At 64.0% G+C, this 25,772-nt stretch carries 23 protein-coding genes and 1 pseudogene; 1 reads left to right on the top strand and 23 read right to left on the bottom strand.

The window, feature by feature from the left end:
- The first annotated feature begins 139 nt into the window (after positions 1-139).
- Complete coding sequence (locus tag H9L41_RS07355) at positions 140-1,543, top strand: N,N-dimethylformamidase beta subunit family domain-containing protein (RefSeq protein ID WP_157461989.1); 1,404 nt, start codon at positions 140-142, stop codon at positions 1,541-1,543.
- A gap of 139 nt (positions 1,544-1,682) precedes the next feature.
- Here H9L41_RS07355 and H9L41_RS07350 read toward each other — a convergent pair whose 3' ends face one another.
- From H9L41_RS07350 to H9L41_RS07240, 23 genes and pseudogenes are all read right to left on the bottom strand, one after another.
- Complete coding sequence (locus H9L41_RS07350) at positions 1,683-2,273, bottom strand: sugar transferase (RefSeq protein ID WP_084300274.1); 591 nt, start codon at positions 2,271-2,273, stop codon at positions 1,683-1,685.
- Positions 2,258-3,232: a Gfo/Idh/MocA family protein gene (locus H9L41_RS07345; RefSeq protein WP_051319036.1), complete on the bottom strand. Its 975-nt coding sequence runs from the start codon at positions 3,230-3,232 to the stop codon at positions 2,258-2,260. The genes H9L41_RS07350 and H9L41_RS07345 overlap by 16 nt, the downstream gene beginning before the upstream one ends.
- An 11-nt stretch (positions 3,233-3,243) precedes the next feature.
- The gene (locus H9L41_RS07340) at positions 3,244-4,341 is read right to left on the bottom strand and encodes a DegT/DnrJ/EryC1/StrS family aminotransferase (RefSeq protein WP_028446362.1); all 1,098 of its coding nucleotides are present in this window, start codon (positions 4,339-4,341) and stop codon (positions 3,244-3,246) included.
- 26 nt (positions 4,342-4,367) lie between these two features.
- Complete coding sequence (locus H9L41_RS07335) at positions 4,368-4,973, bottom strand: acyltransferase (protein ID WP_028446361.1); 606 nt, start codon at positions 4,971-4,973, stop codon at positions 4,368-4,370.
- 141 nt (positions 4,974-5,114) lie between these two features.
- On the bottom strand, positions 5,115-6,161 hold the full coding sequence (locus tag H9L41_RS07330) for a D-glucuronyl C5-epimerase family protein (RefSeq protein WP_028446360.1): 1,047 nt from the start codon (positions 6,159-6,161) through the stop codon (positions 5,115-5,117).
- On the bottom strand, positions 6,162-7,382 hold the full coding sequence (locus H9L41_RS07325; protein WP_028446359.1) for an O-antigen ligase family protein: 1,221 nt from the start codon (positions 7,380-7,382) through the stop codon (positions 6,162-6,164). It lies immediately after the preceding gene.
- A gap of 48 nt (positions 7,383-7,430) precedes the next feature.
- The gene (locus H9L41_RS07320) at positions 7,431-8,267 is read right to left on the bottom strand and encodes a glycosyltransferase (protein WP_187523742.1); all 837 of its coding nucleotides are present in this window, start codon (positions 8,265-8,267) and stop codon (positions 7,431-7,433) included.
- Positions 8,268-8,428: 161 nt separating this feature from the next.
- Positions 8,429-9,730: a lipid II flippase MurJ gene (locus tag H9L41_RS07315; RefSeq protein ID WP_034607062.1), complete on the bottom strand. Its 1,302-nt coding sequence runs from the start codon at positions 9,728-9,730 to the stop codon at positions 8,429-8,431.
- Positions 9,723-10,376 carry a DUF354 domain-containing protein gene (locus H9L41_RS07310; RefSeq protein ID WP_187523741.1) on the bottom strand — a complete coding sequence of 218 codons (654 nt, stop codon included), beginning with the start codon at positions 10,374-10,376 and terminating at the stop codon, positions 9,723-9,725. Before H9L41_RS07310 ends, H9L41_RS07315 begins: the two co-directional genes overlap by 8 nt.
- Entirely contained in the window at positions 10,343-10,762 is a 420-nt protein-coding gene (locus tag H9L41_RS07305) for a DUF354 domain-containing protein (protein WP_187523740.1), read from the bottom strand. The genes H9L41_RS07310 and H9L41_RS07305 overlap by 34 nt, the downstream gene beginning before the upstream one ends.
- The gene (locus H9L41_RS07300) at positions 10,737-11,273 is read right to left on the bottom strand and encodes an acyltransferase (protein WP_084300270.1); all 537 of its coding nucleotides are present in this window, start codon (positions 11,271-11,273) and stop codon (positions 10,737-10,739) included. The genes H9L41_RS07305 and H9L41_RS07300 overlap by 26 nt, the downstream gene beginning before the upstream one ends.
- A gap of 101 nt (positions 11,274-11,374) precedes the next feature.
- Positions 11,375-12,564 (bottom strand): annotated as a pseudogene (gene wecC, locus H9L41_RS07295) (UDP-N-acetyl-D-mannosamine dehydrogenase); the annotation flags it as partial.
- Positions 12,565-12,655: 91 nt separating this feature from the next.
- The gene (wecB, locus tag H9L41_RS07290) at positions 12,656-13,777 is read right to left on the bottom strand and encodes a non-hydrolyzing UDP-N-acetylglucosamine 2-epimerase (protein WP_028446354.1); all 1,122 of its coding nucleotides are present in this window, start codon (positions 13,775-13,777) and stop codon (positions 12,656-12,658) included.
- Between the two features lie 21 nt (positions 13,778-13,798).
- Entirely contained in the window at positions 13,799-15,007 is a 1,209-nt protein-coding gene (locus H9L41_RS07285; protein ID WP_034607058.1) for a GumC family protein, read from the bottom strand.
- 72 nt (positions 15,008-15,079) lie between these two features.
- Complete coding sequence (locus H9L41_RS07280; RefSeq protein ID WP_187523739.1) at positions 15,080-17,149, bottom strand: SLBB domain-containing protein; 2,070 nt, start codon at positions 17,147-17,149, stop codon at positions 15,080-15,082.
- Between the two features lie 406 nt (positions 17,150-17,555).
- A complete protein-coding gene (locus H9L41_RS07275; protein ID WP_308419615.1) occupies positions 17,556-18,725 on the bottom strand; it encodes a tryptophan--tRNA ligase in 1,170 nt (389 codons plus the stop codon).
- Between the two features lie 82 nt (positions 18,726-18,807).
- Positions 18,808-19,473 (bottom strand): site-2 protease family protein, encoded by a 666-nt coding sequence (locus H9L41_RS07270; RefSeq protein WP_028446352.1) that lies wholly within the window; start codon positions 19,471-19,473, stop codon positions 18,808-18,810.
- 9 nt (positions 19,474-19,482) lie between these two features.
- The gene (locus tag H9L41_RS07265) at positions 19,483-20,109 is read right to left on the bottom strand and encodes an L-threonylcarbamoyladenylate synthase (protein ID WP_028446351.1); all 627 of its coding nucleotides are present in this window, start codon (positions 20,107-20,109) and stop codon (positions 19,483-19,485) included.
- Between the two features lie 96 nt (positions 20,110-20,205).
- On the bottom strand, positions 20,206-21,060 hold the full coding sequence (locus tag H9L41_RS07260; protein ID WP_028446350.1) for a 3',5'-nucleoside bisphosphate phosphatase: 855 nt from the start codon (positions 21,058-21,060) through the stop codon (positions 20,206-20,208).
- A gap of 94 nt (positions 21,061-21,154) precedes the next feature.
- On the bottom strand, positions 21,155-21,895 hold the full coding sequence (locus tag H9L41_RS07255) for a substrate-binding periplasmic protein (protein WP_028446349.1): 741 nt from the start codon (positions 21,893-21,895) through the stop codon (positions 21,155-21,157).
- Positions 21,896-22,008: 113 nt separating this feature from the next.
- Positions 22,009-22,566: a transcription elongation factor GreB gene (greB, locus tag H9L41_RS07250; RefSeq protein WP_028446348.1), complete on the bottom strand. Its 558-nt coding sequence runs from the start codon at positions 22,564-22,566 to the stop codon at positions 22,009-22,011.
- 10 nt (positions 22,567-22,576) lie between these two features.
- Positions 22,577-24,025 (bottom strand): pseudouridine synthase, encoded by a 1,449-nt coding sequence (locus H9L41_RS07245; protein WP_084300265.1) that lies wholly within the window; start codon positions 24,023-24,025, stop codon positions 22,577-22,579.
- A gap of 72 nt (positions 24,026-24,097) precedes the next feature.
- Complete coding sequence (locus H9L41_RS07240) at positions 24,098-25,651, bottom strand: aminotransferase-like domain-containing protein (protein ID WP_265583957.1); 1,554 nt, start codon at positions 25,649-25,651, stop codon at positions 24,098-24,100.
- Positions 25,652-25,772: the final 121 nt, after the last annotated feature.

The following is a 25,772-nucleotide window of genomic DNA, read 5'->3' as shown; positions in this document are numbered from 1 at the left end:
GTCCAGTCCGCATCCCGCTGCGGCGCAGCGATCCAAAACAGGAAACATTCGAGGCATAGCATCGCTATGCCTCGTTTTCCTGTTCCCATTCAAACCCGCCATTTATAAATCCGGCGCCCGACTAAATAATTTATAAAACATGAAAAACAATAATCGTCGTCGTTTCATCATCTCCGCGCTCGGCGTGGGCGTGGCATCGTGCGGAGGGGGCGGCGGCGGTAGTGCGCCGCCGAAGCCGCTACCCAGCCCCTCCCCTTCGCCGTCGCCCGGCCCGACGCCCAAGCCGCATATCGCCATCTACGACGGCTATACCGACAAGCAATCCTACGAGCCCGGCGAAACCGCCAAGCTCTATCTGAACGCCGCCCAGGCCGGCAATACCGAGCTGGTCCTCCGCGACGCGCGCGAACGGGAAGTCTATCGGATCGGCGCGGTCGTCCAGCCGCAGACCATGGCCGCCAACCATCCATGGTCGGAAGGCTACGGGTACACCCATGAAATTCCGATCACCGTGCCGGACCTGCCGAGCGGCATCTATTTCTGGGACGGCCGCAATACCATCAGGCTGATCATCCGTGCCTCCAGGGCCAGCAATCCGGCGATGACCGTCGTCTACGCCAGCAATACGGAAGCTGCGTACAACGCCCTGGGCGGCGCGGGCATGTATTGCCCACCGGAACCCCAGCATTCGCCCGAGGTATCGTTCCTGCGCCCATGGGCGGGCATCAATGGCCAGTACCAATACGCCGAGGAATTCTACAAATGGCTATTGGACTACCAGCAGTATTCGGTCGGCCATATCTGCGATTTCGATCTCGAAAACCCCGACCGCTTCGATCGCTCCAAGCTGCTCGTCATCGTCGGCCATAGCGAATACTGGACCCGGCGGGCCCGGGAGAATTTCGACCGCTATGTCGACAATGGCGGCCACGCCCTGATCATTTCGGGCAATACCATGTGGTGGCAGGTCCGATATTCGGAAAATGGCGACCGGATGATCTGCTACAAGAGCAATCCGGATCCGCTCGGCGAAACACCGCTGCAGACCAAGACCTGGAATAGCCCGGCGCTCCAGTATCCGATCACCGCGAGCATCGGCGTCGATTTCGCCAATGCCGGCTATGGCATGAAGAAAGACGAAGGCTGGGACGGCTACCGCATTACCGCGCCCCATTCACCCATTTTCGCAGGGCTCAACCTGAAAGCCGGCGACGTCATTTCGCTGCCCAGCCGGGAAGGAGATGGTGCCCCGATCAATGGACGCGATGTCGACGGCAATCCAGTCATCGACAACAGCCAGCTCAAATTCCACAAGCTGCACCTGATCGGCTACGACTACGTGCAGCAGTATCGCACCGAAAACGGCAAGGCCACGCAGACCTGGATCGCCTTCCAGAAGCGTCCGAGCTCGGGCATCGTGATCAACGGCTCGTCCACCGACTGGGGTTCGCGCACCGGCATCGGCGGCGCGGATGGCGACAGGATCAAGACGATCATCACCAACATGATCGACCTGCTGATGAAAGGCATCTACCCGGTTTAATGCCTCTGGCCGCAAGGGTCGCATGCGATATGCGACCCGGTCGCCAAAGCAGGCGACGGGCTGCGAGCCGGCCGAGGTCACGCTCAGGCGGCAGGACCCGATAGCCGCGATCGGGACGCTCAGCAGCGGGGAGACAGGCTCAATAGGCGCTCTTGCCGAACGCGATGGCAAATGCCGTCTTGAAGATCACCAGCAGATAGGTGCCGAGCGAGCGGTTCCTGACCCATTCGAGATCGCACGCGATGATCTTTTCCATATGCAGGTCGCTACGGCCTGCGATCTGCGCCAGTCCGGTAATGCCGGGCTTCACGTTCAGGCGGCCGAACCATTCTTCCGGGAAATTGGCGTATTCGACCGGAACCCAAGGCCTGGGCCCGACGATGGACATATCGCCGCGGAGGACATTGATCAGCTGAGGCAATTCATCGAGGCTGGTCTTCCGGATGAAGGCGCCCAGCCTGGTGATGCGCGGGTCGTTGACGACCTTGATCGAATATTCGTTGACCGTCTTCAACTCGGCCGCATCCGCCAGCGGCGTGTCGCGCATGCTGCGGAACTTGAGCATCTCGAACGATTCGCCGCCCTTGCCCAAACGGATCTGCCGAAAGAAGACCGGGCGCCCGACGTCGGCCCAGACCAGGAATACCAGCAGGATCATGACCGGCGACAGGGCCACCAGCCCCGCCGCCGCAATCACCAAATCCGCCAATCGGATCAAGCGATCTTGCATGTATTCTGCACCTCGATTGCCAGTTTCAATGCAGCCAGGCCATCGTGCCCGGAAACGACGGGCGTCTCCTTGCCGATCACCGATTCCGCAAAGTTGAGGTGCTCGGCGACCAAGGACTCGATATTCGGCACCAGAACCCGCTCGATCAGTGCCTCGTGCTTGTAATGGACGCCATCGCGCTCGACGATGTACTTGCCGCTGGCATGGCGGAAGATTTCGATTTCCTTGCGCAGATAATCGACGCGGATGAAGCAATCCTTGCAGGAAATGACCAGTTCACGATTCTTGGTCTGCGATACCTTGCTCGCCGTCAGCTCGGCCACCGCACCGTTGGAAGAGCGCATCAGCGCACTGGCGTAATCCATCGAGGGCGAAAGATAGCGGCCGCCGACCGCCGACACGACCTCGACATCCCGGCCGAGCAGCTGGTTGATGGTGTCGATGTCGTGGATCATCAGGTCGAGCACCACGTCGACGTCGTTGGCACGGCTGACGTTGTAGCTGAGGCGGCTCGCCTTGATCGCCAGGACTTCTTCGCCCTCGAGAATCTTCTTAAGCTCGGCATACACCGGGTTATAGCGTTCGACGTGGCCGACCTGCAGCACGACGCCGTTCTCGGTCGCCAGCGCCAGCAGCTCTTCCGCCTCGGCCACCGTCACCGTGATCGGCTTCTCGATCAGGCAGTGGATGCCACGCGCAATGGCCGTCTTGGCCAGTTCGAAGTGCACGGTGGTCGGGGCGGCGATGATCAGCGCGTCGATATCGCCGAGCAAGGCATCGAAATTGTCGTAATAGCGGGTGCCGAAAGAAGCTGCGACGTTGTTACCGGTGACGGGATTCGGATCGTAGATGCCCACGCAATGCATCTGCTTGAGGCCGGTCGCAACGCGGACGTGATTGCGCCCCATGCTGCCAGCGCCGACGACACCGATCCGCACGGAAGTATTCGCCTGATTCATCGTCGCTCTCCTTAGGCAAAGTAGCTGGTCACGGCGGAGGCCACCGTCTGGACTTCGTCCGGGGTCAGCATCGGATGGACCGGCAGCGACAGGACACGGCGCGACGTCGCTTCCGCAATCGACACGTCGTCGTATTCGCAGACACCCTTGTAGAAGGGCTGCTCGTTCATGCTGAACGGGTACACCACTGCGCTGCCGATCTTCTTGTCCGCCAGGTATTTCTGCAGATCGTTCCGGTCGCCTTGCTTCAGGCTGATCGTATATTGGTGGTAAACGTGGGTATAACCTGCCGGCACGAAAGGCGTATCGATCGCATCGAGCGAAGCAAAGGATTCGTTGTAGATGGCGGCATTCGCGCGGCGGCGGGAATTGAAGCCATCCAGGCGCTTCAATTGCTCGAGGCCGATGGCGGCGCAGATGCTGGTCATCCGGTAGTTGTAGCCGAGCACGTCGTGCAGGTATTGATCGACGCGGCCGTGATTCACGTACTTGCGGCCCAGCGCCGCTTCATCGCCATTGCGGAACAGCGTGATGCCGCCTTCGCCGGTCATCATGTTCTTGGTGGGATAGAAGCTGAAAGACGCGGCATCGCCGAACGAACCCGCGCGGCGGCCGTCGATCTCGGCACCATGGGATTGGGCGCAATCTTCGATCACGCGCAGGTTGTAGCGCTCGGCAATCTTCATGATGCGCGGCATGTCGCATGCCAGGCCGAACAGGTGGACGACCAGAATGGCCTTCATCGAGCTGTCGTAATGCTTCTCGAGATATGCCTCGAGCTTGTCCGGATCGATCACGTAGGTTTTGGGATCGATATCGATGAATACCGGAATCGCGCGATTGAACAGGATCGAATTGCTGGAGGCGATGAAGGTGAATGGCGTGGTCAAGACCTTGTCGCCTTCCTTGATGCCGAGACCCAGCAGGGCGACGTGGAGTGCAGTAGTGCCATTGACATTGGCGACGCCATGCTGCGCACCGATATAGTCGTTGAAGGCTTTCTCGAACTGCGTCACCACCGGGCCCGTCGCGAGCATGCCGGATCTCATCACCTCGACGACAGCCGCGATTTCCTCTTCGCCGACAAAGGGTTTGGCCATACCAATCATTTGATTCTCCTGTCTAAATATCTGATTCAACCGATATGCGCCGCCAGGCGGACACTGCCTGCAGGCAAGGTCAACGCTTCGTCGTTCTCGGGATTGCCGAAGATTAACCCACCCTCGGCGCTCATACCACGGAAATGCTGCGGTAGCACACGGTTGCCGTCCTTGTACACATAGCCGATCGCACGGGCCGGGTTGCCCACCATCAGCGCGTGGTCGGGCACGTCGCAGGCCACCACGGCGCCGGCCGCGATCATGGCGTACTCGCCGATCGTATGGCCGCACACGATGGTGCAATTGGCGCCCAGCGAGGCACCGCGCCGGATCAGCGTCTCGGTGACCTTCCAGTTCGGGTTGACCGCGCGCGGCCGGAAATCATTGGTGAAGGTCACCGCCGGGCCGACGAACACATCATCCTCGATGGTCACGCCGTTGTAGACCGACACATTGTTCTGGACCTTGACCCGGCTGCCGATCTTGACGTCGAAGTCGATGTAGACATTCTTCGAAACGATGCAGTTGGCGCCGATCTGGGCGCGCTCGCGGACCTGCGCCAGGTTCCAGATCTTGGTGCCCTCGCCGATCACGGCCTTGTCGGACACTTCTGCCGTGGCATGAACGAAGAAATTACTCACAATAAATCTCCTTGCTAAAAAGTGGACTCGATCATATTCAGCGAATTGGCCATACCCGATGCGTCATATAGGTGGCAGGCAATGAATCGGAATCCATGCCTGCCATTGCAGCGACCGCACGGGCACGCATCGTCGCCGTCTTTATTCTTTCAATTGCCGGAACCATTTGTAGGCCAGCGAAAAATCCTGGTACATCAGGTAGAGCGGAATCACGACGATATTGAACCAGCCGCGGTGCGCATAATCGGTATGGACCTGGCGATACTGTTCCAGCACCGGGGCCGGATCCATGCGCGCCAGGGCGGTGTACATCTCGGCATGAATGCGCTGATAGCTCGGGGACGCGATGGCGTAGTGATTCGCCAGGGAACGCACCGAATCGAGCGAATAATAGCTCCAGTAACCGGAGTCGAATTGGGGCGTCAGCGTGATCAGCGATTGCATGCCGGCGTCGTAGAAGGCCTTGATCTGCGGATCGCTCGAGACCCGGGTCAGATCGTAAAGCCCGAAGATCGCGAAAATATAGCCGTTCAATACGCAGGTCGGATGTCCCGCGTCCATGACTTCCTCGTAGCACACTGCGTCGGGACGGATCCGGGAAGTCACCGAATCGGGTACGCCAGGCTGGAATACCCTCGCAGCATGCAACGCGACACCCAGGTATTTATCGTCCTGAGTCAAGGTATAGGCGCGTACCAGCGCCGAAATCGCCACGCCCTGGGCCAGGCCCGAGCACCACGGCTGTTTGACGACTCGGCCCGGCGTCACCGAAATATCGATCGGATTGTCCCAGCAGCCCGATTCGCGGATATTGCCGGCCAACCAGTCGACATTGGCCAGGAAGGCCTTCTTGTCTTCCTGGTTGCCATAGCGCTTGAGGCGCACGTAATGCGTCAGCGCCAGCTGACCGATGGTGCCGGGGAAATAGACGCGCTTGTCGTGCACGCGCAGATTCTTGACCCGGTCGAAATTGACGACGTATACGCCGTCCTCGTCCTGACTGACGATGGAGGTATCGATCGAACGGCAGGCATCCAGGCAGAATGCCGGCTCGAGATGGTAGTACTGCTCGGACGACGGCGGCAGCGCGATGTCGCGGCCGAAGTGCGTGAACAGGGAATAGGAGCGGTAGCCGTAAACCAGCAGCAGGACCAGCAGCAGGTATGCGGACCATCGGACCAGGCGCATTTATTGTCCTTTCTCTTTATTACCGAAAGCGATCGTCAGCCATATCACCACCATTCCATGGGCAACGAACGGACTCAGCAGCGCGTGTCCGGCGAAAAAGCCATGCATCAGGAAGAGGAGTACGGCGAACAGGAGGATCCCATCCGCAAGGTTGCGCGACCTGAGCCAGTTGCCGGCCGCCTTGAATGCGAAATACAGATGACCCGCCAGCAGTACCAGGAAAAAGGGGACGCCGAAGAAACCGATCAGGTCGTATGCATCCTGCTCGACATAACGGTATTTCAGCTCGCTCAGATCGACCGCGCCGAAATAGGTGCTCATGTTCATGGCGAGCTTCTTGTGGAAATCCGGACCGGAACCGATGAATTCGCCCCAGAGCGGCCGCTCCGCAAGGTAATGCCCGGAAAAGGTCGTCAACAGGCTGCGCGGGCCCTTTTCCAGCGTGTCGTACAGTTTTTCGGCCAGATACAGATCGGTCTCGAGCAATTTGACCAACAGGAAGATCGCGACGCCGAGCAGAAGCGAAATGAAGGCGATCAGGGCCGATACGGCGAGGCGGCGATGGACGAAGAAACGCCGGCACCTGACGCCGACGTAGATCGCCAGCCCGCTGATCATGAGAAAGCCGGCCCAGCCGGTCCGCGTGCCCAGCAGGGTCAGCGGGATCAATGCCACCAGGCTGGCCTGGTAGTAGACGACGCCCTGCCCTGCGGCGAAGCGGCTCAGGCAGAAGATGGCCACCAGCAAGGTATACAGGCCCAGGTCGTTGCCGCCGTCGAAGAACGATTTATGGCCGAATGCGTAGTCGCCATAGGTCGGCATGCCGATGCCGGTCACGAAGGTGAAGACGAACAGCAGGCCGATGGCGAATTGCGCAAAGGCGTATTTGCCGGTCAGCCAGTTCAGATCCTGGCGATTTCGATCGAGCCAGGAGAATGCGAGCCAATAGAGCAGGAAGGGATAGATCGGCCGCATCAGGTACTGGATTTCCAGCGCCGCGCCTTCGAAATTCCCGGCCCATAGCCACAGATAGCAGCACAGCGTCATCCAGAGGATATACGCCAGCAGGATCAACAGATTCCGCCCCCGCAGGAACATGACCGCCAGCAGAACGATCAGGAAGCGGAACAGCGCGCTGGCCGGTATGCCGACCCCGACCGCCTGGCCGAATCCCGACAGCGCGTCGACGAAGATCGCGCCGATCGTGATCAGCACCAACATGCCGTATCGAAGCGAGGACTGCCGGAATAGATTATCCACGGTGCACTTTCATCGATGCTGTTCGATGTAGCGGGTAAGCAAATTCGCCACGGCTTCCGAGCCGTGATGGTCGAAGACCCAGTTGCGCGATGCCTGCCCCGTCGCTTCCCGCAGCGCCGGATCGGCGCACAGGCGCCCGACCTGGCCGACGATCCGCTCGGCGTCGGCGGCAGGCAGGATGGGCGCCGGCGCGGGGTAAGCCTGGTCGTGCTCCCATTTGGCGATCACGGGCTTGGCCATCATCATCGCCTCCAGCTCGGTCATGCCGATGGCGCCCAGGGCCACCTGCCCGACGACGACGTCGTGATCGGCCATTTCGCCGAGCATGGATTCGTACGCCATGCGCTGCAGCGGCCGGATATTGGCCGCGGCGGGCAGTTGCTCCGGCACGGCGTTGCCGAAGGCGAGATAGCTGACCTGGGCAACGCCGTCCAGCTCGGCAACCCGCCGGATGGCGGGAAGCAGGATGTCGACGCCCTTGGTCCGGTCCAGCTTCGAAGCAAACAGGACCTTCACGCCGTCATGGGAAGCGGCTGCCGGTGCCGCGTCGCGGAAGCGGATGGGATTGGGCAGGAAGTAGGCGTTGCCGATGCCTTCGCGCGCCAGGATAGGCGCCAGGTCGGGCGTGCTGTACAGGATGAAACGGGCCGGCGCCATCCCCCAGAGCGTCAAGCCACGATAGATGTTCGCCATGTTTTCGCGGATATCGGTGCCGTGGCAATGCACGATATAGCCGGAGCGGAACGCCAGCCGGGCAATGAAGGCGTGCAGCGCATAGTTCACGTAGACGGTATCGCGCGGCGATCTCGACAGCGCCAGCCTCAGCCAGGCGCGCAGATAGAACATGAAACGGCCTTCCCCGGCCGGCGCAGGATCATGATCAGCTCGTATCTGCGCGATAGCTCGTCCTTGAGATTCTCGAACACATTGGCGACGTCGTTGACGACGAACAATCTATCCATTTGTCGGGGCGCGTTATTTGTCATGGCGGCAGCGGATCGTCCGACCTAGTCGGACAAGGGGCCGGTTTCCTTTTTCTCGACCTTCACCGCGGCGATCCTCGATCCCCAGATCAGGACGCCGGAATTGACGCATGCGGCGAGTATGGTTCCCGCGATCAGCCCCTTGACCGAATAGATCGGGAACAGCAACGCACTGGCGCAGATCTTGACGATGGCCGCGCCGACGCCGGCATACAGCGGCGTACGGAAATTGCCCATCGCGTAGCAGACCTTTGACGCGATCAGGACGAAGGCCATCGGAATGAAGGCGAACATATAGATGCGCAGCAGCTCGGCCACCTCGCCGGTCGATCCGGCCAGCGCGCCGTAGCCCAGCAGGATCGATACGATCGGATGCGAGAACAGCACGCCGCAGACGAAGATGACGATCGAGGACAGCAGGGTCAGCTTGTACAGGCGATTCGCCGCCGAATAGATGTTGCCGCCGTCGGAGGCCTTGATCAGCCGGGGAAACACGACGATGGAGGCCGTCATGAAGAATGCGTACAGCGGCTGCACCATCAGCTTCTGCGCGTAGTTCATGGTGGCGATGGTGCCGTCGCCGGCGGTCGAGGCGAAATACCGGTCGACCACGAATTCGACGTAGACCACCGAATAACTGAGTACGGCCAGGAAGGTATTGCGATAGATGCCGATATTCACCCGGTCGAATACCGACTTGACGTCGCGCCAGGTCAACTTCAGGAAATCGGGCCTCACCATCAGGAGGAACTGCGCCAGGTAGCCGGCCATGGCGCCGAAGGCGATGCCGTTGACCTGCCAGCGCGGATAGAGCACCGCGATGCCGAGCAGGATGCCGATATTGGGCAGGAGATCGGCGAAGGAGGCGCGCGCGAACTTGCCTTCCAGATGCCGCAGGGCCTTGGCCCAGCTGGCCAGGCTCACGCACATCAGGCACAACCCGGTCGCGGACGTCAGGGCGACCGATATCGAGCGCGCGCCGGGCGTCAGGCCCGGGGCGATCACGCCGATGATCAGGTCCGCCTTCAGGTAGGTCACGGCCGACGCCACCAGGCCGACGATCACGATGGGCGCCAGCGTCTTGCGGATCTGCTCGACGTTGTCGAGATTGCGGATGAGCGCGACGGCCGCCTGCGCATAAGCCGTGCCGAAGACGCTCAGATACAGCGACAGCGGCAGCAGCCCGACGATCAGGCCATCGGCGATTTCCGTCGCCCCGAGGTAATAGGCCGTGGCCAGCTCGCGGCCGAAGCCGAGCGCATGCCCGACCAGCGTCAGCAGGAAGACCGAAAAATAGGCCCGATACCGGGAAAAAAGGTTAAGCATCGACGCCGACTTCATCGATCAGGGCGAGCAATTGCTGCATCGGCACCTGGTTCCGCTCGATCCCGTTCGAGGCCGGCTTGCGCGCCGACACGGCCAGCGCCTCGATCGCCTGCAGGGAATCGATCACCCGCAACTTGCCGGCCTCGACCAGATGGCGATCGACCGCCGGCAAGGGGCCGGCAAAGATGGTGCACACCGGCGTGCCCAGCGCGGCGGCCTCGCGGTTCATCGAGCCGCCGGCGCTGATCACCAGGTCGGCCGAATGGACCAGCTTCAGTCCGTCCAGCGGCTCCTGCGGCAGGATCAGCCTTGGATAAGCCTGCCTGAGCGGGGCGACCTGGGACTCGTAGCGCGGCAGCACGATGACGGTGATGCCCGCGGTGTCGTTGAGCTTCTGCAGCAGCGCAGGAAACAGGTCGTTGCCATGCTGGTGGTAGAGCGCCTCGCTGGGCGGCGTACGGACGACGACCAGCGCTCCCGCCTGCTGCTGCTCGGGCACGCCCAAGGTGTCGAGCACATGCCGGCGATACGCCGGATCGGCTTCGAAATCGTCGAGGCAGATATCTTCCTTGATGCCGGCATATTTGACAGCATGCCGGGCGCCGAACCGGATCAGGGCCTCGTCGGGAAACGTGGTCGGCACCATGACCCGGCTGGCCAGGCGAAATGACAGGTGATTGGCTGGATTCCCTCGAAATCCATCATCGTGATCACCGGAATGCCGAGTGCCTTCGCCGCGATGACCTGGAAATACGAGTTATGGCTGATCGCCAGATCGAAGCGATGCTTGCGGGCGTATTGGATCAGGCTGAGCGTTCGGCCGCACAGATTGGCCACTTTCAACAGCTTCGACTTTCCGCCGTGGCCGCCGATGCAGTTTCCGCCCAAGCCGAATTTCTCGACCAGTGGGCGCGTCTGCGCGAAATCGCGATAGGTCAATTCGACCAGGTGCCCGGCCGCCCGCAATCTTGCAATGATCGGGCGGAAAAAGATCACGTGGGGGGAATTAGAGAGGTCGATCCAGATTTTCATTACGGTATTTCAATATACGAGCGGGATTCCCACCTACCACGGCATAGGCAGGCACCGATTTGGTCACGACGCTGCCGGCCGCCAGGATGGCGTGATCGGCCACGGTCACCCCCGGCAATACGATCACGTTGGCACCGATCCAGACATCGTCGCCGATGGTGGTCTGCTTCCATTCGACACCCTGCTCGCGCATCGGCCGGTCGAGATCGGCATGCACGTGGTTGCGGGTATAGATCTTGACGTCGGGCCCGATCATGACATCACGGCCGATGATCGCACCGCCCTGCACCAGGCAGCGATTGCCCAATCCCGACCGATCGCCGAGTTCGATATCGGGTGAAAAATCGCAGCCGGAACCAATTGCCACATCTTTTCCGCAGTGTTTCAAAAACAGGCGGGCCACCATCACGCGAAGCGCAGGAAAAAACAGTGCATATGGCCGACCGCTTTCCGGGCCGAAGCGGAAAAGCAGCCGGTATGCGAGATAACTCACCTTTCTCGTCAATTGCATGCAATGTTGTCCTGAAGGCCAGCAAGGTCGTATCCGGGCCGCACGGCCCGGGTTGACCGCAATTCCTATATGGCCGGGGTTCTACTAGGCGAAAGAGGGATTCAAGTGCCCAGGCCGACGAAATCGACGAGCACGGCGCGCGAGCCCTCCAATTGCATCGACTTGAACTGATCGTGCTTGACCAGCACGCAGATCAGATCGGCCGATCCGATCGCTTCATCCAGCGTGACCAGGGGAATGGCGCCGAGTTCGGCCGGCAGCGAATCCACATTCGGCTCGACGACGACGATATTGGCGTAGCCGGTCTGCTCGAGCTGCTTGACCACCTCGATCGCGGGACTTTCGCGCAGGTCGTCGATATTGGGTTTGAACGCCAGGCCCAGGCAGGCAATCCGCACATCGCCGGGGCGCTTGCCGGCCTCGGCCTGCTGCAGGCGCGCAGCAGCTTCGACGATCTTGTCGACCACCCAGTGCGGCTTGCCGTCGTTCACCCCGCGGGCGGCGGCGATCAGCCTGGCCTGCTCGGGCGACTTCGAAACGATGAACCATGGGTCGACTGCGATGCAGTGGCCCCCGACCCCGGTGCCCGGCTGCAGGATGTTGACGCGCGGATGGTGGTTGGCCAGGCGGATCAATTCCCAGACGTCGATGCCGAGCTGGGAGCAGATCATCGACAGCTCGTTCGCGAAGGCGATGTTGACGTCGCGGAAGGCGTTCTCGGTCAGCTTGCACATTTCCGCGGTACGCGCCGAAGTCCGGATGCATTCGCCCTTGACGAAGGAGCGGTAGAGCTCGATCGCACGCTCGGTACACGCCGCCGTCATCCCGCCGATGACCCGGTCGTTCTGCACCAGCTCCCGCAATACCTGCCCGGGCAGCACCCGTTCCGGGCAATAGGCCACGCGGATGTCGGATGTCTCTCCGTCCTGCTGCGGGAAGGTCAGGTCGGGCCGGCTGTCCGCCAGCCACGCCGCCATCTGTTCGGTGGCACCGACCGGCGAGGTCGATTCGAGAATGACCAGGTCGCCCTTCTTCAGCACCGGCGCGATCGACCTGGCGGCCGATTCGATATAGCGCAGATCCGGCTCGTGATTCTCGCGGAACGGCGTGGGCACCGCGATCAGGAATGCGTCGGCCGCTTCCGGCGCCAGGACCGCGCGCAGGCGGCCGGCATTGACGACCTGGTGGACCAAGGCATCCAGATCGGGCTCGACGATGTGGATTTCCCCCGATTGATGGTCTCGACCGCATGCGGGTTGACGTCGACGCCGACGACGTCGATCCCGGAAGCGGCCAGTACGGTAGCGGTGGGAAGCCCGATATAACCCAGGCCAATGACGGAAACAGTGCTGAAAGACATATAACTCTTCACTTCGGATCAGTTAATCGGCCGAGGCAAAATACTCGGCAATACTCGTCGCGGCCTTGCCATCACCATAGGGGTTATGGGCAAGCGCCATGCGCTTGTATTCGACGGGATCGGACAGCAGGCGGCGGGCATGGCGGACGATGCGGTCGGAATCGGTCCCGACCAGCACCACGGTACCGGCCTCGACCGCTTCGGGGCGCTCCGTGGTATCGCGCATGACCAGCACCGGCTTGCCCAGCGAAGGCGCCTCTTCCTGGATCCCGCCGGAGTCGGTCAGGATGAGGTAGGCGCGGTTCATCAGGTAGACGAAAGGCAGGTAGTCCTGCGGCTCGATCAGCAGGACGTTCGGCAGGCCGTCCAGCAGCTCGTGGACCGGCCCCTTGACATTGGGATTCAGGTGGACCGGATAGACGATCTGCACGCCGGGCTCGGCGGCGAGCGCGCGCAGCGCGGTACAGATGTCCTGGAAGCCCTGGCCGAAATTCTCGCGGCGGTGGCCGGTCACCAGGATCATCTTGGCCGTCGGATCGAGGAAGTCGAATTTCGACTCCAGCTGCGCGCGCAGGACGGCGTCGGTGTCGATGCGCCGGACGATGGTCAGAAGCGCGTCGATGACCGAATTGCCGGTGACGCGGATCTGGCAATCGGGCACGCCTTCCCTGAGCAGGCTGGCACGAGCCGTCTCGGTGGGGGCGAAATGGATCCTGGCCATACGGCCGGTCAGCACCCGGTTCAATTCCTCGGGCCACGGCGCGCTCAGGTCGCCCGTCCGCAAGCCCGCTTCGATATGGGCGACCGGAATGCGCTGGTAGAACGCGGCAAGGCTCGCCGCCATGGTGGTGGTGGTATCGCCATGGACGAGCACCCAGTCGGGCCGCCATTCCGCCAGCACGGGATCGAGCTTGGACAGGATATTGCAGGTGAGCTGGGACAAGGTCTGGCCAGGCTGCATCAAGTCCAGATCGTAGTCCGGCTCGAGATCGAACAGGCGCAGCACCTGGTCCAGCATCTGGCGGTGCTGCGCAGTGACGCACAATCTGACCTCGAGTCCGGTCAAGGCCTGCAGCTCGCGGTACACCGGCGCCATCTTGATGGCCTCCGGACGCGTACCGAATATCATGAGCAATTTTTTCACGACATTTCCTAATGCAAGCGATTAACGAGTGCGAAACGCGGCCACGAGCTGCCGCAGACGCGCACCCTCCGACGGATCGTCGATGATCCGCCGGTACAGCCAAGTTGCCACGACGTAGCAAACGACCAGCACGCCGGCCAACAGCGCCGCGACGATCACGAGCATGCTCCGGCGCGGCTTGCTCTTCTTGTCCATCGGGATCGCCTTGTCCAGCACCTGGATCAGCGATGCCTCGCGTGCTTCATCCATCTTGGCGAGTTCGTATTGCTTGGCCAGCAATTCGAAAACCGTTTCCTGGTATTTCACGTCCCGGTATTTGCGCACATATTCCAGGCCGGCCTGGGGAATCTTGCCGGTAGGGATCAGAACATCGCCGTTGCCGGTTCCCGCGCCGGACTCGAGTTTCTTCAACTGGGCCTTCAAGCCGGCCAGCTCTTCGCGCGCCCGGACATAATCAGGGTTCTGCCCGGTGGCGAAGCTCTGCATCGCATTGACTTCGACTTCCTTGACCAGGACCTGGCCCCGCAGCTCGGCCACCGCCTGGATGACGGCCTGGGCCTGGCCATCCAGCTGAATCAGCCCGGTGCTTTCCTGGGTCTGCTTCAAGGCGACTTCGGCGGAGGCCAAGGCGTCCTTGGTGATCTTGAGCTGGCGCTCGAAGAACAGGCGGCGCTGCGCGGCATCGGTGATCGCCAGGCTCTGGCTCAGCTTGGTCAATTCGTCGACATAACCGTTGGCGATATCCGCAGCGACCTTCGGATCCTCGTCCTCGACACTGATCTCGATGATGCCTTCCTTGCCTGCGGCAATCGAAGAAACCCGATCGAGTTCCTTGCGCGTCTCGACCATGGAATTGGTATCGAAACGCTTCTGCAGATCGAAACGCTTGATCAGGCTGTCAGCCACGCTGCGGCTCTCCAGCATGCCGACGTAAATATCGCTCGGATTCTTGATGCCCAGGCCACCGCCGCCGCCGATGCCGGTAAGCCCGCTCAATTGACCGAGGATCATGGCTGCGCTGGACTGATTCTGCTGGGGCGGCAATAGACGGGTCGTGCCGGTATAGATATTCGGCAGCAGCATCGAAACAGCCGCCGTCAGGACTGCCGCGGCAACCGGAATGCCGATTATCAATCGCTTTCGCCGCGCCAATACCGTCAGAATATCCAGCAGGGAAAAATCGCTTACCGCATTTGACGCTGTCAGCTCGGAATGATTGTGCTCAGCCATGATTCAGGTATCGAGTGAAAGACGAATGTGGAGGCCGTTTGACGACCTCCACCGGATCGGCGAACTGGCCGGCTAGTTGAGCGACTTGTAGGCAGCGGCGCCGAGCGCGAACTGGTAGATGATCTGCGACCAGTCCTTCAACTCGCGCATCCACGACGATTTGTCGAAGTCTTCCGGCACCACGATGGTATCGCCAGGCATCACGCGTGCGCCGCCGATGCTGGAGAACCAGCCCGAATTGCGATCGTTGTAGACGGAGCCGTTCGCCCGGATGACGAAGACATCGGCACGGTCGGCATTGCGGGTGGGACCGCCGGCCAGCTTGATGTAGTCGGTGATGCTGCGGTCTTCGCGGTAGAGGAAGGCGCTCTGGTTGTAGACGGACCCCTGCACCAGCACATGCTCGGGCCTGGCCGGCACCAGCAGCTTGTCGCCGTCCTGCAGCGGCAGGTCGGGCAGCGCGCTGATGCGATTGTTGTTGAGATCCGAGTCGACCTCGAGCGCCAGGCGGCCGTTGGCCTTCACGCTACGCAGCTTCTGCAGGTAGCGCTGCTGGTTCAACTGCTCGGCCTTGTAGGCGGCCAGCGTCTCGGCGGACGAAGCTTCCAGCTGCTTCTCCCGCTGTGCCTGATTCATCTCCTGCTCGAGCCGGTCGGTCAGCTCGGTCAAGCGCTCCTGCTGCTCGAGCTGCAGCGATTCGCGCGTCAGCTGCGCACCGTAGATGTAGGCCTTCGAGGTCAGGCCACCCACGCGCTGCAGCAGGCTGCGCAGCGTCTCCTCGGGCTGCAGCTGATACACCCCGGGCCTCGCCACTTCGCCTTCGATCCGCACGTACTTGCTGCGGTCCGCCAGAGGCACGGCGATATCCGCCTTGGAGAAGATCGTCACGATATCGCCGGGCCGCAGCAGCAGATTCTGCGTCGCGTCCTTGGCAATGATCGCCTTTTCCAGGTCGAACGGAATCAGCTGATTTTTCAGGCCATTGGGATCCAGCCGTTCGATCGCCGCATAACGCCAGTTGATTTCATCGAAACGACGCTTGATTTCGGTCAGCACCTTGGTGGTGGAGTTGGTGTCCACCAGGATGGCGCCATTGACGTGTTGCCAGTAGTCGACCGAGATCAGGATTTCCGGATCCGGGATCAGGTCGGAAATGCGCATGCCCTCGGTCCAGGGCGCACGGAAAGGTGCCGCAACTGCGCCGCGCAGGGTGATCGCGTTGCCGATCTTCGGCAGCAGCGGCAACACGTTGACGATGTCGCCATCCGCCAGCGGCCGCTTGCGGCCTGCTTCGTCGAGCATGAACTGATCGACCATGCGGCTCTTCTGCTTCAGATCGTTGCGCTCGACCATGGCCTTGTGCCCGGCAGCGGTGGTCGACAGGCCGCCGGCGAAACGCAGCAGGTCGCCCAATACTTCGCCCGGCTTCAGTTCGAAGATGGCTTGGTTGTTGACGCTGCCGGCCAGCGCGACCTGATTGCCGATGGCCGGGATGAAGATCACGTCGCCGGAACGCAGGGCGACATCCTTCGACTTGTCCCCGGCGAGCAGCAGGTCGTACAGGTCGAACTCCTTGACCACCTTGTCGCCGCGCTTGAGCTGGATGCGCCGCATGCTGCCGTCCGGACGCGGACCTCCGGACGCGAATACCGCACTGACCAGGGAAGACAGCGAACTGACCGTATAGGCCCCCGGCTGTCGGGCCGCCCCGACCACGTAGATCTGGATGGAGCGCAGCTTGCCGAGGCTGACCGACAGCTCGAAGCCCTTGAAATACTTGCCGACGCCCTGCTTGATGTGCTGATTCAGATCGGCATAGGGCACACCCGCGACATTCACCTGGCCCACCTGCGGGATGTAGATATTGCCGGACCGGTCGACGGTGACCCGGTATTGCATCTGCAGCTGTCCCCAGGCCTGGATCACCAGCTCATCGCCGGTCCCCACCAGGTAATCGGCCGGCACCGGCAGGTCGGAGACCGGTGCGAAGGTGCTGGGGCGGCCGCGGAACAGGCTCTCGCCGTAGATCGGCAGATCGCGCCCGAGCGTGGCCTTGACGAAATCCTGGAACGCGGTCCGCAGCGCGCTTTCCGCCTCGGTCGTGAAGGGCTGCTGCGGCTGGGTCCCGTCCTGCTTCGCCATGTCCACCTGGTCGCCGCTGCCGACGATGGTCGGAGGGGCCGGCGTAGCCGACATCGGCGCGCTGCGCGCCGAATCGGCGACGGAGGAGGTCGGCGCTCCGGCGGTCGGTCCCGGACCCGCCCGGGGGCCACAACGGCCCCGATGCCTTCGGCCTGAGCGGCCCCGAACCATAGGCAGGCGATCACGGCAATCGCCTTCTTCAAGGCTGAAGCGGGGCCGGCCATCCGAGAACAAGGGGTGTGCAGCATTCGTTTATCCAATAATTTCCGAGTTCGATCACCGATCCGGACTGGCATCGGATTCATCACCCATGAATCAGCAGCGACGAGGCTGTGGATTCAAGCACAAAAACAGTCCATGAAAGACAAATCCCATGGCCAGTCGACGGCAGCCGACCCATTCGCCGTCAATAGACCAATCCCATGGCAGTACGTACTTCATGCATCGTCTCGTCCGCCCGTGCCCGCGCACGCTCGCACCCGTCGGCCACGATCCGGCGAACCAGGGCGAGATCTTCGAGATAAGGCTGCGCCCGCTCGAACATCGGCTTCTGCTCCGCCAGCACGCCCTCGATCACCGGCTGCTTGCAATCGAGACAGCCGATCGCTGCCGTCGTACACCCCTGCACCACCCAATCGCGGGTCGATGCATCCGAATAAACCTTGTGGAACATCCACACCGGGCATTTCTCCGGATTGCCCGGGTCGGTGCGGCGCACGCGCGCCGGGTCGGTCGGCATCGCGCGGACCTTCTTGGTCACGTTCTCCGGCGTCTCGCGCAGCGCGATGGTATTGCCATAGGACTTCGACATCTTGGCGCCGTCGAGGCCGGGCAGGCGCGAGGCTTCGGTCAGCAGCGGCTGCGGCTCGGACAGGATCATCTTGCCGCGGCCTTCCAGATGGCCGGCCAGGCGCTCGCGATCTTCGCGGCCGATGTTGGCGCAGTCGGCCAGCACCAGGCGGGCGGCCTCGAGCGCCTCGGCGTCGCCATTCTGCTGGTAGCGCGTACGCAGTTCCTGGTACTGCTTGCCGGCCTTGCCCATCTTCTTGATGGCGGCGGCGACCTTCTCTTCGTGGCCCGGCTCGCGGCCGTACATATTGTTGAAGCGGCGGCCGATCTCGCGGGTCAGTTCGATGTGCGAGACCTGGTCCTCGCCGACCGGCACCTGGTTGGCGCGGTAGATCAGGATGTCGGCCGCCTGCATCAACGGGTAGCCGAGGAAGCCGTAGGTACCGAGATCCTTGTGCGCCAGCTTTTCGATCTGGTCCTTGTAGGTCGGCACGCGCTCGAGCCAGGACAGCGGCGTGTTCATGCCCATCAGGAGCGTCAGCTCGGCATGCGCAGGCACCCGGCTCTGGATGAAAATGGTGGCCTTGTCCGGATCGATGCCGGCGGCGAGCCAGTCGATCACCATGTCCCAGGTGCTGCGGCCGATGATGCTCGGATCGTCGTAGGCGGTCGTCAGCGCATGCCAGTCGGCCACCATGAACAGGCATTCGACTTCATGCTGCAGGCGCACCCAGTTCTTCAATGCGCCATGGTAATGACCAAGGTGCAGGGCGCCGGTGGGGCGCATACCGGAAAGGACGCGATCGGGAAACATTCAGAATGAGGCTTTCGGTTGCGGCATTTATGTTTGTTGCAATGCGATTATCGCATTACAGCCCGAACAGTGTTGCGATTAGCGCAACCAGCAGCTGGATGATAGGCCCGAGTACAACACCGAGGATGCCGGTAATGAACAGGCCCAGGACGATCCAGTTGCCGTAGGGTTCGTGCTTGGCGTAGCTGAAGGCGGCGCGCGGCGGCAGCAGGCTGAACACGATGCGGCCGCCGGGGAACGGCAGGATCGGCAACAACATCAGCACCGCGAAAGCCAGATTCATGGTGATGCCGATCGCCGCCATGCGCTGCAGCGGCTCGGCAAAGTAACTGTCCGCGTTCACCGCCGCAAGCTTGAAAAACACCGCCCACACCAGGGCCATGGCCAGGTTGGCGGCCGGAATCGCGGCGGCCAGCCAGCGCATCGCCCGCTTGGGATTGCTGAGCCGGCCATAGTCGATCGGGATCGGCTTGGCCCAGCCGATCAGCAGCGGCGGCACCACGCCGCCCGACAGCTTGGTCAGGGCGATCATGCCCAGCGGCAGGATGATGGTGCCGAGCGGGTCGATATGGACCGTCGGATTGAGCGTCAGCCGGCCGCTGGCGCGCGCGCTGCGGTCGCCCAGCTTGTCGGCCACCATGGCCTGGGCCGCCTCCGGGATGGTCAGGGCGAAGATCACCGGCAAGGCGTAGAGCGTGAGGACTTCGAGCAGGGCTTGCATGGGGAGGGTTCAGTCCAGTCCGAAGGGAGCGGGGTTGCCGGCGCCGCGGCGGAGCAGGATCGGGTCGGCGCCGGTCAGGTCGATCACGGTGGTGGGTTCGCTGCCGCAGTGGCCGCCGTCGAGCACCAGCTCGACCTGGTGCTCGAGCCGCTCGCGGATCTCGGCGCCCTCGCACGGCGGCCATTCCTCGCCGGGCAGCAGCAGCGTGGACGACAGCAGCGGCTCGCCCAGCTCCTCCAGCAGCGCCAGCGCCACCGGGTGGCTGGGCACGCGCAGGCCCACGGTGGAGCGCTTCTGCTGCATCACCCGCCGCGGCACTTCGCGCGTCGCCTGCAGGATCACCGTATAGGGGCCGGGCATCGCGCTCTTGAGGAAGCGGAACTGGCGATTGTCGACGCGGGCATAGGTGCCGAGCTCGGACAGGTCGCGGCAGATCAGCGTGAAGTGATGCTTGTCGTCGACCTGGCGGATGCGGCGGATGCGCTCGACCGCGTCCTTGTCGCCGAGATGGCAGCCGAGCGCATAGCAGGAGTCGGTCGGATACACCACGATGCCGCCGGCACGGATGATGCCGACCGCCTGCTTGATCAGGCGCGGCTGCGGATTCTCGGGGTGAATGGAAAAATATTGTGCCATGGAGGCGCGATTGTGCGGGCTGGAGGGCCGATGGTTCAAGCCTTCCGGCCGCCAATCATACTTTTGGCCGATGCGCCGGATGGGCGACCGGGCGCATCACGAGGCCGGCGCCGCGTCGTCGAGCCAGCGCCGCCAGACCGGCTCCGGGCCGGGCGGCAGGTCGGGCAGGATGCCCGGTTCGCGCGCGCCTTCGCCGGTCGCGTGGTAGTCCGAACCGGCCGAGGCGAGCAGGCCCTGGGTCTCGGCCAGCCGGGCGTAGCGCTCGAAATCGCTCGGCTGGTGGCTGCCCGAGACCACCTCGATGCCCTCGCCGCCGGCGGCCTTGAATTCCTCGATCAGCTCGAGCAGCGTCTGGCGGCCGAATTCGTAGCGGCCCGGGTGGGCGATCACCGCGACGCCGCCGGCGGCACGGATCCAGCCGACCGCGTCGGCCAGGCAGGCCCACTCGTGCGGCACGTAGCCGGGCTTGCCGCGCGCCAGGTATTTACGGAACACGCCCTTCATGTCGCGCGCGTAGCCGCGTTCGATCAGGTGGCGGGCGAAGTGGGCGCGGCCGATCATCTCGGGGTTGTCGGCATAGCGGCGCGCGCCTTCGAGCATGTCGGGGATGCCGACCGCCGCCAGCGCGGCGGCCATGCGCTCGGCGCGCTCGTCGCGGCCGGCGCGCACGCCGGCGAGGCCGGCCAGCAGTTCGGCGTTGCGATAGTCGATGCCGAGCCCGACGATGTGCAGCGTGTGCTTGCGCCAGCTCACCGAGACCTCGACGCCCGGCACGAAGCGCATGCCGTGGCGGCCGGCCTCGGCCTCGGCTTCGGCCAGGCCGCGCACGTCGTCGTGATCGGTCAGCGCGAACAGCCGGCAACCGCGCGACGCGGCGCGGGCGACCACCTCGGCCGGCGGCAGCATGCCGTCCGAGACATTTGAATGGGCGTGCAGATCGACAGCCAGCATGAGCATCTCCTCGGCGCTTATTCTACTACGCGCACCAGCCAAGCCATCGTCATGCCAGCCGAAGGGCCATGAATCCGGGTCGAGCCAGCAGGCCCTACAGGCCGCCGGCTTTCAACAAGCGCTCGATCTCGCCGCGCTGCTTGAGCCGCAACAGTGCCGCGTCGAACTCGCCGCGCAGCCGCTCGCTGTCGGCATAGCCGCGCGCGACGATCATGTGGTTGGTGCGAGTGGCCGCCTGCGCATGCGGCACGGTGCCGAAGCGGGCGGTGTCGTTGGGCAGCGCCTGGCGCAGGTAGTACCAGCCGAGCCGGTCGTTCAGCGGCGCCAGGTCGATGCGGCCGGCGGCGAGCTTGGCGAGGGTCTGTTCGTAGGTGGTGGCGTAGTCGGGCTGGACGCCGGCCCGCAGCAGGTCGGCCAGGAACCACTCGCCGCGGATCGCACCGACCTGGTAGTTGAGGAAATCCTCGGAGCGGGCCAGGTTCGGCGCCACCGGGAAGCGGCGGCGGTCGTAGAACACCACCGCGCGGGTCTCGAACAGCGAAGCGGTGAAGGCGAAGCGCGCCTGCCGCTCGGCCGTCAGCGCATAGGGTACGGCGGCGAACACCGTGGCCTCGTCGACCATCCGTTCGGCCAGCGGCCAGCTGGTGAAGACGAAGTGCGGCCGGCAGCCCATCTCGACCAGCACCGCGTTGACCACCCGCGCCACCGGCCCGCCGCCGGGCAGGTGCTCGGAAACGAAGGGCGGCCATTCGCCGGTCGCGATCGGCAGCTCGCATTCGGCCGCGGCGGCGCTCGCCGCCCAGCACAGCGCGATCAGTCCATGCAGGATCCGCATTGCCCCACTCCGCCGGTTCAGGTCACGCCTCGAATCATAGCCGCCGGATCGCCGGCCGGCCGCGACGCACGCACGGGCACCGCCTGCCCAGCGGCCCCAAGCCATCGGCATCGCTAGTCGAGCGCGCGATATGCCACTTCCAGGATCTCGATCTCCTCGTCGCCGGCCGGGCCGCGCAGCAATACGCTGTCGCCCTCGCGCGCCTTGAGCAGGGTGCGCGCCAGCGGCGAGATCCAGCTGATGTGGTTGCGCTCGAGATCGATCTCGTCGACGCCGACGATGCTGACGGTCTGCTCCTTGCCGTCGCCGCGCAGCACGGTGACGGTGGCGGCGAAGAACACCTGCTCGGTCGGCTCGCGGGTGGCCGGGTCGACCACTTCGGCGTTCTCCAGCCGCTTGGTCAGGAAGCGGATGCGGCGGTCGATCTCGCGTAACCGCTTCTTGCCATACAGGTAGTCGCCGTTCTCCGAGCGGTCGCCGTTGCTGGCGGCCCAGTTGATCACCTGGGTCAGCTGCGGCCGCTCCTTGCTGACCAGCTGGTGCAGCTCCTCGCGCATGCGGTTCCAGCCGCCCGGCGTCATATAGTTGCGGGTCGACTTCGGTAGTTGCAGGTGCTCGGGCAGCGCGTCGTCGTCCTCGCCGTCGTCCTCGCGGGTGAAGGCCTTGTTCATGGCGCCCCGCTCAGCGCGTCGGCACGCGGCCGGTCAGGCCCAGGCCGGCCCACTTGAGCACCGCCAGCACCTCCGGTTCGTCGAGCTCGTAGTACTGGCCACGCTTGAGCCGCGACGGCAGCGTGAGCAGGCCGAAGCGCACCCGCATCAGCCGCGACACCTGCAGCTCGAAATGCTCGAACATGCGGCGCACCTCGCGGTTGCGGCCTTCCTTGAGGATCACGCGGTACCAGTGGTTCTTGCCCTCGCCGCCCTGGTCCTCGAGCACCTCGAAGCGGGCCGGGCCGTCCTCCAGCTCGATGCCGGCGATCAGCTGCTTGCGCTGGTCCTCGGTCAGCTGGCCGAGCACCCGCACCGCGTATTCGCGCTGCACCTCGAAGCGCGGATGGGTCAGCCGGTTGGCCAGGTCGCCCGAGGTGGTGAAGATCAACAGGCCCGAGGTATTGAAGTCGAGCCGGCCGACCGCCACCCAGGCCGAGCTCTGCAGCCGCGGCAGTCGCTCGAACACCGTGGTGCGGCCTTCCGGATCGTCGCGGCTGACCAGCTCGCCCTCCTGCTTGTGATAGAGCACCACGCGCGGCAGCCGGTCGGGCCACTTGATGTTGACCGGCTTGCCGTCGAACAGCACGCGGTCGCCCATCTTGACGCGCGCGCCGGGCTCGACCACCGCGCCGTTGATGCTGACGCGGCCCTTGGCGACCCATTCGTCGCAGTCGCGGCGCGAACCGATGCCGGACAGCGCCAGCGCCTTCTGGATGCGCAGTTCGCCGACGTGGTGCGCCTCGACGCGCTTCTCGCGCAACTGGTAGGCCTGCTTCTCGTACTGCTCGCTGCCGTGGCGCACGCGCATCTTCTTGGCGCGCTCGACCGGCAGGTCGGCCACTTCGGCGGCGTTGCGCGGCCGGCGCGGCGCTTCGGTCGGCGCCGGCCCCGCTTCGTCCTCGCCGTAGCGCTTGCGCTGGCGCTGCTCGACGCTGCCGAAGGCGCGGCCGCCCATGGTGTGCTGCTCGATCCGGCTCTTGCCGGCCGGTGCGCGGCCGGTGGCGCCGCGTTCGGCCGGCGCCTTGCCGGCGGGGCCGCGATCGCCGGCGCCACGTCCGGTGGCATCGCGATCGGCCGGGCCGCGACCCGCCGGGCTACGGCCGGACGGGCTGCGCTCAGAGGGGTTGCGGTCAGCCGGCCCGCGATCGGCCGGGCCACGGCCGGTCGATACGCCGCCGCGGCCACCGGTCGCGGCGCGCGGCGCGCGGCCGGTCTCCTGTTCGGCCTGGCGGCCACGACCGCCCTGCCCGCCCGCATCGCGCGGCGTCTCGCCGTACCGGCCGGAGGGCGCGCGGCGGCCGCCTTCGCCGCCGCGTTCGGACTCGCCTTGCGGTGGACGGCTACGGCCGCGGCCGCCGGCAGGGGCTGCGGTACGGTCGGCGGGCGGGCGGGGAGCGGGTTTGCGCGGCGGGGCCATGGGGGAACTCCAATGACGAACGGCGGTGGGCAACACCGCCGTCAGATGTAATCAAGATGTAGTCGACCGTGATTATAGCGCCTTGGCGGGCTCCCCCGCCGCCACCCGTGCCAGCCAGTCCCAGACGCGGCGGTCTTCCATGTGCGCCATGTTGAAGCGCAGCCAAGGCGTCGCGCCGCCTTGCGGACAGAACAGCACGCCGGGCGCCTGCATCAGTCCTTCGCCGAGCGCGGCCTGGGCGATCGGCACGCTGTCGGCGATGGCCGGCAGCCGGGCGAAGGTGAACATGCCGCCGCTGGGCTGCGCCCACAGCGTGTAGCCGAGCGCCTCCAGCCGCGGCAGCGCCTCGTCGGCAGCCTGCTTGAGCCGGGTCTTCACCCGTTCCATGTGCTTGCGGTAGGCGCCCTCGGTCAGCATGGCGTGGATCACCCGCTCGGCCGCCTCCGACGACGACAGCCCGGTCAACAGCTTGAGGTCGCACAGATCCTGCGCGCGGCGCGGATCGGCCGCGATGAAGCCGACCCGCAGGTTGGCCGACAGCGTCTTGGAAAAGCTGCCGATGTAGATCACCCGGTTGAGCTGGTCGAGCGCCGCCAGCCGCTCGCCCGGACCGGTCTGGAAATCGCTGTAGATGTCGTCCTCGACGATGGTGAGGTCGTACTTCTCGGCCAGTTGCAGGATGCGGAAGGCGGTGGCGCGGTTGAGGCTGGTGCCGGTCGGGTTGTGCAGCACGCTGTTGGTGATGAACAGCTTGGGCTTGTGCTCAGCCAGCAGTTGCTCGAGCACCGCCACGTCGGGTCCGTTGGGCGTGCGCGGCACGCCGTAGAGCCGCGCGCCGTTGAGCTTCTGGTTGGCGAACACGTTGAAGAAGCCCGGATCGTCGACCAGCACCGCGTCGCCCTCGTCGACGAAGTAGCGCGCGATCAGATCCAGCGCCTGCATCGCGCCGTGGGTCAGCACGATCTGCTCGGGCTCGGTCTCGATCTCCAGCTCGGCCAGCCGCACGCACAGCTGCTGGCGCAGCGGCCGGTAGCCGAACGGCTCGCCGTAGCTAGTCAGCCGCGCATTGGGCCGGCGGGTCAGGTCGCGCAGCGCCTTCTCCAGCTCGGCCTCGGGCATCCAGTCGGGCGGCAGCCAGCCGCAGCCGGGCTTGAGCACGCTGTTGTCGGCGGTCAGCGCGTCCTGCCGCAGCAGCCACAGGCTGTCGACGCAACGGCGCAAGGGCGGCTCGCGCCGCAGCGGCACGTTGGCGTGCGACTCGACCCGCGAGGCGACGAAGAAACCGGCGCCGCGGCGCGATTGCACGTAGCCGAGCGCGACCAGGCGGTCGTAGGCCTCGACCACGGTGAACTTGGAGACGTGATATTCGGCGGCGAAACGGCGGATCGAGGTGAGCCGGCTGCCGGCGCGCAGGCTCTTGTCGCCGATGCGGGCGATGAACTGCTCGACGATCTGTTCGACGAGGGGCTTGGGATGATCGTGGTCGACGACGAAGGGGCCATGGCGGGTTCCGACTGTACCGGCCGAACTGTCCGGAATTGTCTGGCGATTCTCTGTCGCCGGCCTTCGCGCCGCAAGCGCGGCTGTCCCGTAGGGCCGCCGCTTCTCCATATTGAGAGCCGCCAACAAAACCCAGCGAAGCGGTTCTGGCTAGGCGTGCGAGCGCAGACAGTACTTCGAGCGCAGACAGTCTTAGGTACGGCAAGCTCGCACAACGACGCCAGAAGGGTTTTGTCAGCGGCGCCAA

This window comes from Chitinimonas koreensis (assembly GCF_014353015.1).
Lineage (GTDB): Bacteria > Pseudomonadota > Gammaproteobacteria > Burkholderiales > Chitinimonadaceae > Chitinimonas > Chitinimonas koreensis.
This window is presented reverse-complemented; position numbering and strand designations above follow the sequence as displayed.

Coding starts and splice junctions, on each gene's coding strand:
- H9L41_RS07355 (WP_157461989.1), top strand. CDS start 140: ATGAAAAACAATAATCGTCGTCGTTTCATCATCTCCGCGCTCGGCGTG.
- H9L41_RS07350 (WP_084300274.1), bottom strand. CDS start 2,273: ATGCAAGATCGCTTGATCCGATTGGCGGATTTGGTGATTGCGGCGGCG.
- H9L41_RS07345 (WP_051319036.1), bottom strand. CDS start 3,232: ATGAATCAGGCGAATACTTCCGTGCGGATCGGTGTCGTCGGCGCTGGC.
- H9L41_RS07340 (WP_028446362.1), bottom strand. CDS start 4,341: ATGATTGGTATGGCCAAACCCTTTGTCGGCGAAGAGGAAATCGCGGCT.
- H9L41_RS07330 (WP_028446360.1), bottom strand. CDS start 6,161: ATGCGCCTGGTCCGATGGTCCGCATACCTGCTGCTGGTCCTGCTGCTG.
- H9L41_RS07325 (WP_028446359.1), bottom strand. CDS start 7,382: ATGTTGGTGCTGATCACGATCGGCGCGATCTTCGTCGACGCGCTGTCG.
- H9L41_RS07320 (WP_187523742.1), bottom strand. CDS start 8,267: ATGTTCTATCTGCGCGCCTGGCTGAGGCTGGCGCTGTCGAGATCGCCG.
- H9L41_RS07315 (WP_034607062.1), bottom strand. CDS start 9,730: ATGCTTAACCTTTTTTCCCGGTATCGGGCCTATTTTTCGGTCTTCCTG.
- H9L41_RS07310 (WP_187523741.1), bottom strand. CDS start 10,376: ATGGTGCCGACCACGTTTCCCGACGAGGCCCTGATCCGGTTCGGCGCC.
- H9L41_RS07305 (WP_187523740.1), bottom strand. CDS start 10,762: ATGAAAATCTGGATCGACCTCTCTAATTCCCCCCACGTGATCTTTTTC.
- H9L41_RS07300 (WP_084300270.1), bottom strand. CDS start 11,273: ATGCAATTGACGAGAAAGGTGAGTTATCTCGCATACCGGCTGCTTTTC.
- H9L41_RS07285 (WP_034607058.1), bottom strand. CDS start 15,007: ATGGCTGAGCACAATCATTCCGAGCTGACAGCGTCAAATGCGGTAAGC.
- H9L41_RS07280 (WP_187523739.1), bottom strand. CDS start 17,149: ATGGCGAAGCAGGACGGGACCCAGCCGCAGCAGCCCTTCACGACCGAG.
- H9L41_RS07275 (WP_308419615.1), bottom strand. CDS start 18,725: ATGCGCCCCACCGGCGCCCTGCACCTTGGTCATTACCATGGCGCATTG.
- H9L41_RS07270 (WP_028446352.1), bottom strand. CDS start 19,473: ATGCAAGCCCTGCTCGAAGTCCTCACGCTCTACGCCTTGCCGGTGATC.
- H9L41_RS07265 (WP_028446351.1), bottom strand. CDS start 20,109: ATGGCACAATATTTTTCCATTCACCCCGAGAATCCGCAGCCGCGCCTG.
- H9L41_RS07260 (WP_028446350.1), bottom strand. CDS start 21,060: ATGCTGGCTGTCGATCTGCACGCCCATTCAAATGTCTCGGACGGCATG.
- H9L41_RS07255 (WP_028446349.1), bottom strand. CDS start 21,895: ATGCGGATCCTGCATGGACTGATCGCGCTGTGCTGGGCGGCGAGCGCC.
- greB (WP_028446348.1), bottom strand. CDS start 22,566: ATGAACAAGGCCTTCACCCGCGAGGACGACGGCGAGGACGACGACGCG.
- H9L41_RS07245 (WP_084300265.1), bottom strand. CDS start 24,025: ATGGCCCCGCCGCGCAAACCCGCTCCCCGCCCGCCCGCCGACCGTACC.